Raw genomic sequence first — 13,402 nt, forward strand, 5'->3', positions numbered from 1 at the left:
CTATGAGAATTTTACTGGTAGAGGATGACGAGGCGATCGCCAATGTCTTAGTTTCCACACTCAACAACCAAAATTATCTTGTAGATGTTGCCACTGATGGTCAAGAGGGGTGGCAATTAGTGGAAAGTTGTGTCTATGATTTGATTGTCCTAGATGTAGGACTGCCAAAAATTGATGGGATTAGCCTTTGCCGGAAGATGCGATCGCAGGGCTATCAAATGCCCATTTTGTTACTCACCTCCCGTGATAGCACCCACGATAAAGTCATGGGACTCGATGCGGGGGCGGATGATTACCTGGTAAAACCTTGTGAACCCCAGGAATTATCGGCGCGAATTCGGGCTTTACTGCGTCGAGGTGACTCCGCATTACCTCCGGTGATTTCTTGGGGCAGTTTACAGCTTAATCCTAATACTTTTGAAGTGACTTATGAAGACGAACTGGTGAATTTAACTCCGACAGAATATCGTTTGTTAGAGTTATTCCTGCGGAACAGTAGTCGAGTTTATAGTCGGAGTGCCATTCTGGATCACTTATGGTCTTTTGAAGATCCACCGGGAGAAGAAACTATCCGCGCTCACATTAAAGGATTACGTCAAAAACTCAAAGTATCTGGCGCACCGGGAGATTTAATCGAAACAGTTTATGGGTTAGGTTATCGCTTAAAGCCATTGCCGAAAAAAACTGAAACTACCCCAGCAATTAGTAAGGTTCTCCTGGCAGGACTGCCGGATGAATTAGGCGAATGGTTGGTTAAAAGACTAGAGTATATCTCCGTGGAAACCGCTTATACCGGAGAAGAAACTCTGCAATACCTGACGACAGATAAATGGTCTCTAATTATTATTGATGAAGGCTTGCGAGAACCTTCGGTGTCAGAAGTTTTTCGCTTAGGGAGTAAAAAAAATATTTTTAGGAAAATTCCGATTATTTTTTGTCAAAAAGTAGTCAATAATAGCGATAAAAAATCTATTATTAGTCAACTGATAGAACCCCTAAATTATCCGATCGCCATTTTCAATATCACTCCCCCAATCGATCGGGAAAAATTAGCGCGGCAAGTGGCGGAAAAACTGAAGATTTCTCTATCGCCGCCACCGGAAAAACTGTCGAGTCCGGCTAAAACTATTACTGAGCCGACTGTGGCCACTGCCGAAGAAGAGGGCAAAACAACGGCGCCTGACCATCCGCCATTATTCACCGCAGAAACTCACCAAGAAGAAGACCATCGAGAGGCGATCGCCGAAGTTTGGGAACGGTTTAAGCATCGGATTGGCCATCGAGTCACTGTATTGGAGCAAGCAGTCATCGCTTTACGGGCAGGAATTTTAGATGATGAACTGCGTCAGTCAGCCACGGAAGATGCTCATAAATTAATTGGTTCATTGGGAACTTTTGGCTTTGTCCGGGGTTCAGGCTTTGCCCGAAAAATTGAAAGCATTTTAGAACAACCGAAAGTAGGGCGAGAACAAGTGCCGGAGCTAGAGAAGTTAGTCCAGCATTTGCGCGACGAATTAGAACATAAGCCCAATGAAACCATCAGGGATGTTCAGAAAATTTCTCCTAGCAACCCTAGTTTCGAGTCAGATCGGGCAGTGACACAACTGCTGATTATCGATCGCGATCACACGGTAGCGGAACAAATGCAACAAGAAGCTCAACGCTGGGGCATCAAAGTAAAAATTATTGATGATTTATGCACCGCACGGGAGGCGATCGCTCAAGCACGACCGGAGATGGTTTTGCTAGACCTAGCCATCTCAGGAGAACCTTGCACCAACCTGGAAACTGCCCAGGAAGGATTAAAACTCCTCGCTGAACTCACGAATCACGTTTCTCCAGTGCCGGTACTGATTTTTACCGCCTCTGGCAGCACCGAAATTCGTTTAGAAGTGGCTAAATTAGGCGGACGGGCTTTTATCCAAAAGCCTCTCAGCGCCGCTCAAGTCATGGAAACGGTGATCCAAGTTAGACAGCGATCGCTTCGGGAAGAAGCCAAAGTCATGGTCGTTGATGATGATGCGGATCAATTAGTAGAATTACGCAGTTTTTTAGAACCTTGGGGACTCAAATTCATGGGCTTATCTAATCCAGAGAAATTTTTAGAAGCCCTCGACTCTTATCAACCCGACTTACTAATTCTTGATGTAGAAATTCCCAAAATCGATGGCATTTCCCTCTGCCAAGTCGTGCGGAATGACCCCCGTTGGAGTGGCATTCCCATCTTATTTTTAACTGCCCATCGAGAACCGAAAATGGTTCACCGTATCTTCGCAGCCGGTGCCGATGACTATGTAAATAAACCCATTGTCGGCCCAGAATTAGTCACCCGCATTCTCAACCGCTTAGAACGGATTCAATTACTCCGCAATATGGCCGAAACTGACCCCCTCACCGGGGTAGCCAACCGCCGAAAATCTAGCCAAGAACTCAATCGATTTTTACAACTAGCCAAACGGCATAAACAACCCATTTGTTTTGCCCTCTTAGACCTAGATCACTTTAAACAAATTAATGACAAATATGGTCACGCAATGGGAGATGCTATTTTACATCGCCTAGGTCGATTATTAAGTCTGTCTTTCCGCAGTGAAGATATTGTCGCTCGTTGGGGGGGAGAAGAATTCATTGTCGCCATGTATGGCATGACCAAAGAAGATGGGCTGAAACGGCTCACGGAATTACTGGAACAACTCCAAAATCAAGAATTCAATGCCACGATTTTGTCATCATATAATGAGCCAACCGATGAATTTACAGAAGACTGGGAGCATCAACCACCAATTACAGAAAACATTACAGAAAAAATTACAGAAAGCTTTTCTGTCACATTTAGTGCCGGAATTGCTCAGTATCCCGAACATGGTTCAGATTTACAATCTCTCTATCGATCTGCTGATAGGGTACTTCATCAGGCTAAGGCCGCTGGTCGTAATCGGATTATGATTGGTGAGTAAAAATCAGCGATCGGCGAGATGTCTGGGGAAACTTTTGTCTGGGGAAAAATTGGATTATTCATCCTAATTACCCCAGATATATCCCAGATACATTCCAGATATTTCATCCTGGAAACCCTCAGAATATACCGATAAGATACCGATAATATACCGATAATATCCTGAGCCTTTTCTTCCCTCTTCTCCTGCTTCCCATCACCTCATACCCCACCCCCTCACAGCCCCAGATCCGGGAACCGCCCCAATTTAGGTTCGGTAAATACCCCTACATAATCAGCCCAAATACCCTCACCATATAGATTAGTAAACGTAAAACAATATGGGAGCGCTGGAAACAAATTGCCGGTTGCATTCCCAGATCGCTGGTGAACAACTCGGCGCCAGCCATAAATAATATCTTTGTTATCAGTGGAGTGAAAATAACGGTATGGGTAAAGTAGTTGGCATCGACTTAGGAACTACAAACTCTTGTGTGGCAGTAATGGAAGGGGGTAAACCCACCGTGATCGCCAACGCAGAAGGCGGTCGCACCACCCCATCGGTGGTCGCATTTGCCAAAAACGGCGATCAACTCGTTGGTCAAATCGCCAAACGTCAAGGGGTAATGAACCCAGAAAACACCTTTTATTCCGTCAAGCGGTTTATCGGGCGACGATTTGACGAAGTGACCCACGAAACCACGGAAGTTTCTTACAAAGTTCTTAACGTCAATGGCAATGTTAAATTAGATAGTCCAACCCGTGGTAAGCAGTTTGCTCCTGAAGAAATTTCGGCTCAAGTGCTGCGTAAACTGGTTGATGATGCCAGCACCTATCTGGGAGAACCAGTCACTCAAGCAGTGATTACCGTTCCCGCTTACTTTAACGACTCTCAACGGCAAGCCACCAAAGACGCGGGTAAAATTGCTGGGATTGAAGTATTGCGGATTATCAACGAACCCACCGCCGCTTCTCTGGCTTATGGCTTGGACAAGAAAAGCAATGAAACCATTTTGGTGTTTGACTTAGGGGGTGGAACTTTTGACGTTTCTATCCTGGAAGTGGGCGACGGTGTATTTGAAGTGTTGGCTACTTCTGGGGATACTCACCTGGGTGGGGACGACTTCGACAAAAAAATCGTAGACTATTTAGCCGAAGAATTTAAGAGAGCGGAAGGTATCGATCTCCGCAAAGATAAGCAAGCCCTGCAACGCTTAACGGAAGCGGCGGAAAAAGCCAAGATCGAACTGTCGAGCGTTACCCAAGCGGAAATTAATCTGCCCTTTATTACCGCTACCCAAGATGGGCCAAAGCACTTGGATGTGACTTTAACCCGCGCCAAGTTTGACGAACTGACTGCTGATTTGATTGACCGTTGCCGCATTCCCGTAGAAAACGCCATGCGCGACGCGAAACTCAAGAATGCCGATGTTGATGAAGTGGTGCTGGTGGGCGGTTCTACCCGGATCCCCGCCGTCAAAGAACTGGTGAAGCGATTAATGGGTAAAGAACCCAACCAAACCGTGAACCCCGATGAAGTGGTGGCGGTGGGTGCGGCCATTCAAGCCGGTGTGCTGGCTGGGGAAGTGAAGGATATCCTGCTGCTGGACGTGACTCCCCTATCTTTGGGTGTGGAAACCTTGGGCGGTGTGATGACTAAGATTATTCCTCGCAACACCACTATTCCCACCAAGAAGTCAGAAGTTTTCTCTACCGCTGTGGATGGTCAAACCAATGTGGAAATCCACGTTCTGCAAGGGGAACGGGAAATGGCCACCAATAACAAGAGTTTGGGAACTTTCCGTTTAGATGGAATTCCCCCTGCCCCCCGTGGTGTACCGCAAATTGAAGTGACTTTTGACATTGACGCGAATGGTATTCTGAACGTGACCGCTAAGGATAAGGGCACTGGTAAGGAACAGTCGATCAGTATTACTGGTGCTTCGACTCTGCCGTCTGATGAAGTCGATCGCATGGTGAAGGAAGCGGAAGCTAATGCCGCTGCCGATAAGGAACGCCGTGAGAAGATTGATATGAAGAACCAAGCGGATACTTTGACTTATCAAGCGGAGAAACAGCTTAAAGAGTTCGGTGATAAGGTGCCTGCGGCTGATAAGACCAAGGTAGAAGGTTTGATCAAAGATTTGCGGGATGCGGTGACTAAGGAAGATTTCGATCAAATCAAGTCTTTGACGACCGAATTGCAACAAGCCCTGTATCAAATTGGTGCGAATATGTACCAACAAGCGGGCGGACAAGCCCCCGGCCCAGATGCAGCAGGCGCCCCTGGTGCTGGCGGACAAGCTCCCGGTGGTTCTAGCAGCGGTGGCGATGATGATGTGATTGATGCCGAGTTTTCGGAAACTAAGTAAGTGGTGATTCGTCGCTAGTTTTAATACCCTAAATTGGGTGCTAGATAGATAAGTTGGATAAGACCTGAGTCGATAGAATTGACTCAGGTCTTTTTTTTGTTGGATATCGCCGTGATTTTTCTGACTGGTTTGTGATCAGTTTAGGGGACAACCTCAATGGATTGATTTCCCCACAATCGATAAATATAGAAATCACGATCGAGAGTGAATATTTGTCTTTGATGAAGCACTTCAGCCATCGCTACTAGAGAAGCATCCGCTAAATCCATTGGTACATTTTGATACTGAGCCATTAAACTTTCCATTCTGGTGAGTTCGTTTAAACTATGATGGTGTATGACTAAGATTTCATCAGAAACATAATCCCATAATTCTTGTTGCGCGAACCACCCCCCATATCGACCTAACAAATACATTGCTTCAGTAAAACAAGCACAAGTGGTAATCAGGGGGTCTGACAGATATGGTAAAATTTCCAGGCAGCGTTGATGATTGCGATCGCCTGAGTTTATGAGGGCAATTAGGGGTGAAGCATCGCAAATTGTCATTGATTTAATGATGAAGCTTGAGTATCTAAAAGGTCTGTAAAAGCTTCTGAAACTCGTTCAGATAAGTCTGATGGCTGAAAATTTACTCGTCCAACTCTTCCTTTTAATTTTTGCTCTAGAGTGGGAATCATCGAGGCATTTGAAGATTCATGGGGTAAAATAGTCAGTCTGACTCGCTGACCAGCTAATTCAGCACTATGTTGGAGAATTTCTTCCCAAGTTCCTTCTAAAGTTTGTGGTTCCATTTGTCGTATTTTTGATGGTTATTGTTTTTAGTTTAGCATCCACCTTAGCCAAAATAAGATATGGAGAAATATCCAGAATTTATAGAACAATTACGCCGAGATTCCGGTAATCCTTCTATGGCAAGGATAGGCGATCGCTTCTCAGCCACCCAGAAACCGGGTTTCTTCGATCGCATCTCAAAGATAACTGCTGATATGAAGAAACCCGGTTTCTTTCTCGAAAAAAGAGGCGATCGCGCTTCTAGCGGATCCCGAAGCGGGAATCGCGCAAAATTAGGGATCTTTCACTTGTTTGGCGATCGCTTGCTCAAGGAACTTGAGATCCGCTTCATTCAAGCCCCCAATTTGTCGAATAACACCAGGATCATTGTGCATTCTATCCATATAGATCCGTAAAGCTTCTTCATCTTCCCGGTGGTTCAGAACATAAGTTCTAAGTTCTTTTCGGCTCATTTTTTGAAAGTCAAGCTTCTGTGTCATCATCTAACTCCCAAGTTCCATTGCTAAAAATTGTGATGCCGATCGTCTCCCCGGCTAAAATGTAAATTTCTTTTCTTTTTTCGTCATAGCGAAATAGATGAATATCGGTATAGAAGTTAGACAAAGTTTGACAAACTCGCACACAGGCGATCATTTGTTCTACACTAGGCATTATTTGTCACCACGAACATCCCCAAGTATTTGTTTTTCTGGTTCACCAGTTCGATCCGCTCATTTTTTGTCTGATATTGCGATCGCGCAATTTCTGTCGTCATCAGCTAGATTGTAACACTTTAGGTTTCATCCCCACTAGCCAAACGACCAGAGAGGCGATCGCTTCTCAGCCATCCAGAAACCGGGTTTCTTTGAAAGCATCTCAAAGATAACTGTTGATATTCATAAAAGAAACCCGGTTTCTTTCTCTAAAAGAGAGAGCGATCGCGGGAAATCGGACTAAAACTTGGGGTTGACATGAGAATTCCAGACATCTATAAGCTGTTGGGCATCGGCTGGAGAAATATGACCAATGCGAGCAATCAAGAGAGATTTTTCCAAACAATCTAATCGGGCGAGTCGGATGACTGAGGGGACTCGTAAACCACTTTTTTCCCAATCTTGGAGGATTACATCAGTTATTGATCTTGGGGATGCAGATGTTACAGCAGCAACGATCGCGTCTTGAGCGTCCAGCCATAAAATTAGAACTGGGCGTTTTTTGGCGGCACTCCCGTCGGTAAATGGGATTTCGGCAACCCAAATATCACCGGGTGTAATCATCATAGAGTCCCTCGTCTTCTGGAGCATAGCTATTCAGAAAAGCATCGTGACTGCGCTTTGGCTGATACTGAGGGGATAATACTGGTTGAATTGTAATCAACCAGCGTCCGGCGCCAATCCGGGCAGTTAATTCGGGAGGTAGATGAAGCAGTTCACCAGGTTGTAGATCGATTTCGTAGGTGATATTGATTGGCTGGCTTCTCATAAGATAAAGATTAATGGTGACATTTCTCCAATTATAGCGATCGCGCCTTCGCTACCCAGAAACCGGGTTTCTTCGATCGCATCCCACAGATAACTGCTGATATGAAGAAACCCGGTTTTTTTTCTCCAAAAGAGAGGCGATCGCGCATCAGCCATCCAGAAACCGGGTTTCTTCGAAAGCATCTCAAAGATAACTGTTGATATTCATAAAAGAAACCCGGTTTCTTTCTCCAAAAGAGAGAGCGATCGCTTCTCAGCCACCCAGAAACCGAGTTTGTTTTTCCATCCCAAAGATAACTGCTGATATGAAGAAACCCGGTTTTTTTGTCCAAAAGAGAGAGCGATCGGGCCTCGGATTAAAATAGTGCTGGGAATAGAGAAAGAGAGGCGATCGCTGATATTTTTTCAACCCAATCTGATCGCCGATCTTGTAGTGCGATCGGATTAGGTTGAAAGCGATCGCATTGAGGACAAATTGATCCCATCGAGTAAAAGGCGAGTAAAATGCGATCGCACTATTAATGCTTATTGTTCAGCCGTTGAGCGAGAAGACAGTCTTCAAAGCTCAATGCTTCTTCATCTAAGAAGTTGGCAATTGCCATTTCAATTGTAGCCTCAAGGGAACATTCAAATGCAGCAGACTTTTCCAAAAGTGCAGCTTTTATGTAGTCAGGCAAATAATTAACCAGCCGCTCGATCGCTTCTGGGGAAAGGTGTTGATTGGTTAAGGTTTGAGTCATAATTCTCTGGGGATTTTTACGTTGTAAGGGGGATTGGTGGCTTGGAGGATGAGGGTTTCTAGTTCATATAATAACCCGGGTCTTTGCCAGTGCTTGAGAGTGACGAAAGCAATTCGCACATCCTCTGGATTATAGCGATCGAGCCAGCCCCAGAGAAAGGCTTTATGTCCGCCGCGTAGTCTGTCTCGTAGGTTGTTGGCTTTGCCGATATAGAGTAGCCCTTCGGAGCAGTGCCGAAATGCGTATAAACCAACCCTGGCGGGGATAGTTTCAAATTGGCGGCTGAGGGGTTGACATTGCTCGAAGGGAGTAAAAACAAGAGTATCGAGAATTTGACGGGCTTCTTGTTGGATAGAGTCAGGCATGGAAACAGAAGAGGGTATTTGCCTGATTTTATCAAGAACGATCGCTCATCAGGGTTTTTCCCACAAAGAGCGATCGCTTCTCAGCCATCGAGAAACCGGGTTTCTTCGATCTCATCCCACAGATAACTGTTGATATTCATCAAAGAAACCCGGTTTCTTTCTCTAAAAGAGAGGCGATCGCTTCTCAGCCACCCAGAAACCGGGTTTCTTTTTTGCATCCCAAAGATAACTGTTGATATTCATAAAAAAAACCCGGTTTCTTTGTCCAAAAGAGAGGCGATCGCTTGTCTGATTAAAATAGTGCGGGGAATGGAAGAAAAGAAGCGATCGCCCCTCAATTCTTCGCAAGGGCGATCGCCTAGTCATAATTATATATAGCCATAGAATTGTCTATAACTTCCTGAACCAAATTATTTCAGGCAGAACCTTTTATCTAATTTAGATCGGACTGTAATTGTTGTAATTGAGATACATAAGCATTCATTGTATTCAGATTCCCAGTAATTATTTTTTCTAACACTTGTTGGTTTAACGTTTCTTTACTTAAAGGTAAAGAAGTTCTAAATCTTAATTCTCCGTCATCAAAATCCATTTCAAAATTACCGAAATTCAATTCATAATTAATTCCAGTAATAAATACTGCAAATTGCCCTCGATATTCTTCTGAAATCGTTTCAGGATAAATAGAATAACAGCAAATTTCCTGCTCTGGCTCATTTATTGCAATTAAGACTGACCATTGAGCCGTTTCTCCATTAAATACTAGCTTAATAACTTGCTCATTAAATTCCTCATATTTCCAATTCTTGTGATTAAGAAAATCAATCACAACCTCTTTGGTAGATTTAACTTTTGTACTCAATTTTTCTCGGATTAATTCCTGATTATGCCAGAGAGTCCGATAACCTTGTTTCAATTCCCCATCTTCTGCTAACTCAGGAGGTAAAGACACAACCTGTTTGAAAGCGATCGCCAACCAGTTTTCTGTATAGAATAAACAGTTGCTTTGAAGTCCACTTGAATCATCTTGATTCATTAAACCTCCTAACCCTTTTGCTGTTTCCATCTGTTGATTCAGGTAGGTAATTAGCGATGGTTTTAGTTCTAACTCTATTTCAACTTGATTCTCGTCAAAATCGTTATAGGGATGACTAATACCGATTTCAGGAAAAAGGTTAAAAAGTGATTCATCAATAATCTTTTGATAAGTTTCATAGGGTACAGCAACAGTAAAAATTAATGATGCAATCTGATTGTTTTCATCCTTCTGGAGATTAATTTCTTCTACCAAAATATTGATCGGTTCTCCCAGGGCAGATAAAAATGGGGTTTCTTGTCCAACCTTATATTTTTCTTTGTTCATAATTGATTGCGCGATGATGCGCTGATAATTTTGCCTATGTGACTCTAAAAAAAAGTTAAAAAGTAAAATTTCAACTTCTGTTTCAGAGTCACTAATTTCCGCTCATTGAGACGGATAACGCTTTACTTAAAATTTAAACGTCTTACTCACAATTTTATTGGTAGCTTCACCTTCAATCTTTAAGCGGAATACTTGCCCCAATAAAGCTCCCGTATCGACTGCTATTCCTTTGACTTGACTCAGATAAACGTTGACTTTAAAACCCTCACCTGACTCCCAAGAAAGGCCACCACCAATTTTCAATTGCTGTTTAATATCCAGAAGAGGATTCATAGCAGCTTCAGTAGCGGTACTCTTAATAATATCTTGGCCAACTTCCTCTCCTGCCACATTAACAATCTTACTGCCCCACTCGGCTCCGACTTCATCACCAATGGTTACAGCCATCATTCCTAAGTCACTGAAAATACCAGTAATTTCACCACCTTTTTCCGCTGTAGTCTTGGCCTTATTTTTGGCAACATTATAAGCTTTTTTGCCGATGGCTGCCAAAGAAGTCACATAACCGGCAATCGCTTTACAAACGTGATTCATAACGGTTCCATAGTCCTTGCCACCTTTAGCTAGGGCACTACTGAGGAATCCTGCCGCTTCTATTTCTGCACTGTTGAAAGTTGTGCCATCCCAGCCAAATTTAACTCCAGCTTCACCTCCCGCAAATTCTTCCAAGGCTTCCATTTTGCCATTAACTTCAATGTAGGTAACGTTTTTAGCAGCAAAAGCTTTATCTAGCTGTGTTTGGTTTTTAGATTTACCAACTGCTGTTGTACCAATTGATGTTGCTGAATATTGTTTGGCATAAGAGAATTTAGCTTCTAACTCTCCGGTAGCAAAGCCTAAATTGGCTTGAGCCTTACCTTTCAGCAATTCTCCGACTTCCACTTTTGATGTTTCGTCAATATTTCCTTGAGCATTTTTGAAGAGATACTCTTCCATCGCTGTTGCCCAAGTTTCTGCTTCTTTTCCTTTATGTTTGAGTTGTGATTTTCCTCCATAACCCCAAATAGCGTTGGCGACTGTACTATCAAGGTTTTTAGTTTGGAGAGTTCGATACAAACCATAAGAAATCAAGCCTACCGCTTTCTTGGTGTCAGTAGCAGTAGATTCAAAGAAGAAACCTACTTGGGCGTTCAGATCCAAACCAAAACGCTCCCAACCACCACCCAGAGAAAATTCTGAGCGTAAGGAAACTTCTAGAGGTTCAGTTTCTTCTTGTTCTTTTGATGCTTCCCCAATAAATTGAGAAATAAAGTACCCTCCCGTCATTGGGTCTTTAATCCTCAATTCAATATTGAGTGAAACTGAGGTTCCAGGAGCAGAGGCAAAAGCATCAATTAAAGAAGCAATTTTATCAAAGCCTTGGGTTAAGGTATCCGCTTCAATTACCTTTTGAATTGCTCGGCTCCCCACTTGATCAGTTGTGGTTTGCTGCTTAACTTTTTCTTTTAGTACTCCTTCTTCCAGCCGTTGAGAATCTCCCTTGGTGATTTGACGTGCGATCGCAACCGCTGCGGGTTCTTTTTGACTTAAGATTGATTTGGCTTGTTGAGTAGCGGCTTCAATTGCAGCTTTCTTAATGGCCTTAATGTTATCCTGATTTTGTAATTCAGGATCTTTGCTAATCAAACTACGGGTTTTGTCGATCGCCCGCTCATTGGCAGCTTTTCGCAAATCTAGAACTGTAGAAACTTTTGGTATGACGTTATCTACAATTTTCTCAGCTTGCTGTTTCATCACCTGATCAACGGAACCTTTAGCTAATCCATATGCTTCAACATTAGCCTTCATTTTAATGTATTCTTTACGAGCATCACCCGATAGTGACTGATGATTGATGGATTGTTCAATATCTGTGGCAGCTTGGGTTCTAGCAGCATCTTTCAACTTTTGGCGAAACTGATTCAACTCGTCCGATCGCCGCCATGCACCTCTTCCTACCCCTAGCTTGGAGAGAACAGCCCCATAAATCTCAGCATACAGTTCACTATCATAAATCGGATCAATCAATGCATTACTCACCCCTGTCTTCCCTAAAGTACCCCGATCATCTTGAGTAACATCTGCAACTTTTTCTTCTTTTTGGCGAGCGACTTCGGCTAACTCTTCTTCCGCTCTTGTGCGCGTATCGATAACTTCTGGTTTTTTTGTTTTCTTGGCACTATCAGCATCGGACTCAAGCCACGCTGTTGCTATTTCCTTTATCTTCGATAGGATTTCTTTTTGGAGATCGAAATTCTTATCATCCTGCTTAATCTGGTTATACTTGATGATTAATCCTTGAAGATCTTCGGCTTTAGTGCTGATTAAAGCACGGGTATCTATACTCGAAAGTTGAGGAATATTTTTTGTCTTACGTTGAATCGTTGAAGCACTACTTTGTTGAATAGTATGAGTTAACTCATGGGCAATTAATTCTTGTCCGTCTTTGCTACCAGGATCATATTGTCCTTGAGCAAAAAATACATCCTGCCCAGTGGTAAAGGCTTTGGCTTGAATGGATTGACTTAAATTATTAGCGGAAGAGTCAGTATGCACCCTCACCCCGCTAAAATCTGCCCCCATTGCCTGCCCCATTGACTGTTGCAGACCGGCATCTAACGGCTGGCCCCCACCTTTTGCCCGATTAATGGAAGATTCTAAATCCTGGGAAGCAGGTCCACCAGCGATCGCCTCTTTTGCTTGCATCATTCCCGCAAAGGGGGAAACGGTGATATCCCGACCAATGGGTTGCCGTTGCAAAACTTTGGTGGTTGGTTTTGCTTGGGCTGTAGGTGAATTAATCTGACTGACCACTTTTCGGGCAATGGTATCCGCTTCTTGTTCATACTTATCCCCAGGGGCGCCAATAGTTAACTTAGTCTGAATGGGCGGCAAGTCAGAAATATTCCCCATTAACGGATGATTTTGCAGGGCATTGGGTTCTAGGGGCGTATATTCGGGTAACGGCGCTTCGCTGGTGGGCGCGGCAACGGCATCACGCTGCACGACGATAGGTGGTGGCGCCAAGGATGGTGCTTTTTTCTGAATTTGTGGCGTCCAAGATCCGGATTTTTGCGCTTTTGTTGTAGTCATCATGTCACCTACTAGGTTCAGTGTGATCTATCAGTATGAAGCCCAGATGCACATTTTACCGATGGAGTGAATGGGACAGGATTTCTCTGGCAATTAGTCCCAGTCGTTAATAGTTAATTTTATATTCAGATTTTTCAATTTTTTTGATTGTGATATTTCTTAATATTTTCCCGGTAATGAATAGACATCTCCAAAAATCAGATATAAAGCCTTGATATGGCTTTGTGAAGGGCAATTATTG

14 protein-coding genes are annotated in these 13,402 nt (G+C 43.6%); 2 read left to right on the forward strand and 12 right to left on the reverse strand.

The window, feature by feature from the left end:
* Window positions 1-2: 2 nt before the first annotated feature.
* Both ABWT76_RS25305 and dnaK read left to right on the forward strand, forming a co-directional pair.
* Window positions 3-2,957 carry a response regulator gene (locus ABWT76_RS25305; RefSeq protein ID WP_054464784.1) on the forward strand — a complete coding sequence of 985 codons (2,955 nt, stop codon included), beginning with the start codon at window positions 3-5 and terminating at the stop codon, window positions 2,955-2,957.
* 427 nt (window positions 2,958-3,384) lie between these two features.
* A complete protein-coding gene (dnaK, locus tag ABWT76_RS25310; protein WP_054464785.1) occupies window positions 3,385-5,307 on the forward strand; it encodes a molecular chaperone DnaK in 1,923 nt (640 codons plus the stop codon).
* 140 nt (window positions 5,308-5,447) lie between these two features.
* Here dnaK and ABWT76_RS25315 read toward each other — a convergent pair whose 3' ends face one another.
* The 12 genes from ABWT76_RS25315 to ABWT76_RS25370 all read right to left on the reverse strand — a co-directional run bounded on the left by ABWT76_RS25315 (window position 5,448) and on the right by ABWT76_RS25370 (window position 13,164).
* Window positions 5,448-5,855 carry a type II toxin-antitoxin system VapC family toxin gene (locus tag ABWT76_RS25315; RefSeq protein WP_054464786.1) on the reverse strand — a complete coding sequence of 136 codons (408 nt, stop codon included), beginning with the start codon at window positions 5,853-5,855 and terminating at the stop codon, window positions 5,448-5,450.
* Window positions 5,852-6,100 (reverse strand): hypothetical protein, encoded by a 249-nt coding sequence (locus ABWT76_RS25320; RefSeq protein ID WP_054464787.1) that lies wholly within the window; start codon window positions 6,098-6,100, stop codon window positions 5,852-5,854. The genes ABWT76_RS25315 and ABWT76_RS25320 overlap by 4 nt, the downstream gene beginning before the upstream one ends.
* Window positions 6,101-6,373: 273 nt before the next feature.
* Complete coding sequence (locus ABWT76_RS30735) at window positions 6,374-6,583, reverse strand: hypothetical protein (protein WP_375339275.1); 210 nt, start codon at window positions 6,581-6,583, stop codon at window positions 6,374-6,376.
* The gene (locus tag ABWT76_RS25330) at window positions 6,564-6,752 is read right to left on the reverse strand and encodes a DUF6888 family protein (protein WP_054464789.1); all 189 of its coding nucleotides are present in this window, start codon (window positions 6,750-6,752) and stop codon (window positions 6,564-6,566) included. Before ABWT76_RS25330 ends, ABWT76_RS30735 begins: the two co-directional genes overlap by 20 nt.
* A gap of 281 nt (window positions 6,753-7,033) precedes the next feature.
* Window positions 7,034-7,360, reverse strand: a complete 327-nt coding sequence (locus ABWT76_RS25335; RefSeq protein WP_354635132.1) for a type II toxin-antitoxin system PemK/MazF family toxin — start codon at window positions 7,358-7,360, stop codon at window positions 7,034-7,036.
* Window positions 7,341-7,562, reverse strand: coding sequence for a hypothetical protein (locus ABWT76_RS25340; protein WP_054464791.1), 222 nt, complete (start codon window positions 7,560-7,562; stop codon window positions 7,341-7,343). Before ABWT76_RS25340 ends, ABWT76_RS25335 begins: the two co-directional genes overlap by 20 nt.
* Window positions 7,559-7,744 (reverse strand): hypothetical protein, encoded by a 186-nt coding sequence (locus ABWT76_RS25345; protein WP_054464792.1) that lies wholly within the window; start codon window positions 7,742-7,744, stop codon window positions 7,559-7,561. The genes ABWT76_RS25340 and ABWT76_RS25345 overlap by 4 nt, the downstream gene beginning before the upstream one ends.
* 335 nt (window positions 7,745-8,079) lie before the next feature.
* A complete protein-coding gene (locus tag ABWT76_RS25350) occupies window positions 8,080-8,301 on the reverse strand; it encodes a hypothetical protein (RefSeq protein ID WP_054464793.1) in 222 nt (73 codons plus the stop codon).
* Entirely contained in the window at window positions 8,298-8,666 is a 369-nt protein-coding gene (locus ABWT76_RS25355; protein WP_054464794.1) for a GIY-YIG nuclease family protein, read from the reverse strand. Before ABWT76_RS25355 ends, ABWT76_RS25350 begins: the two co-directional genes overlap by 4 nt.
* 80 nt (window positions 8,667-8,746) lie before the next feature.
* Entirely contained in the window at window positions 8,747-8,884 is a 138-nt protein-coding gene (locus ABWT76_RS25360; protein ID WP_354635133.1) for a hypothetical protein, read from the reverse strand.
* A gap of 215 nt (window positions 8,885-9,099) precedes the next feature.
* Window positions 9,100-10,029: a YbjN domain-containing protein gene (locus ABWT76_RS25365; protein ID WP_354635134.1), complete on the reverse strand. Its 930-nt coding sequence runs from the start codon at window positions 10,027-10,029 to the stop codon at window positions 9,100-9,102.
* Window positions 10,030-10,155: 126 nt separating this feature from the next.
* Complete coding sequence (locus ABWT76_RS25370; RefSeq protein ID WP_354635135.1) at window positions 10,156-13,164, reverse strand: DUF4157 domain-containing protein; 3,009 nt, start codon at window positions 13,162-13,164, stop codon at window positions 10,156-10,158.
* Between the last annotated feature and the right edge of the window lie 238 nt (window positions 13,165-13,402).

The organism is Planktothricoides raciborskii GIHE-MW2, assembly GCF_040564635.1.
GTDB classification, from domain to species: domain Bacteria; phylum Cyanobacteriota; class Cyanobacteriia; order Cyanobacteriales; family Laspinemataceae; genus Planktothricoides; species Planktothricoides raciborskii.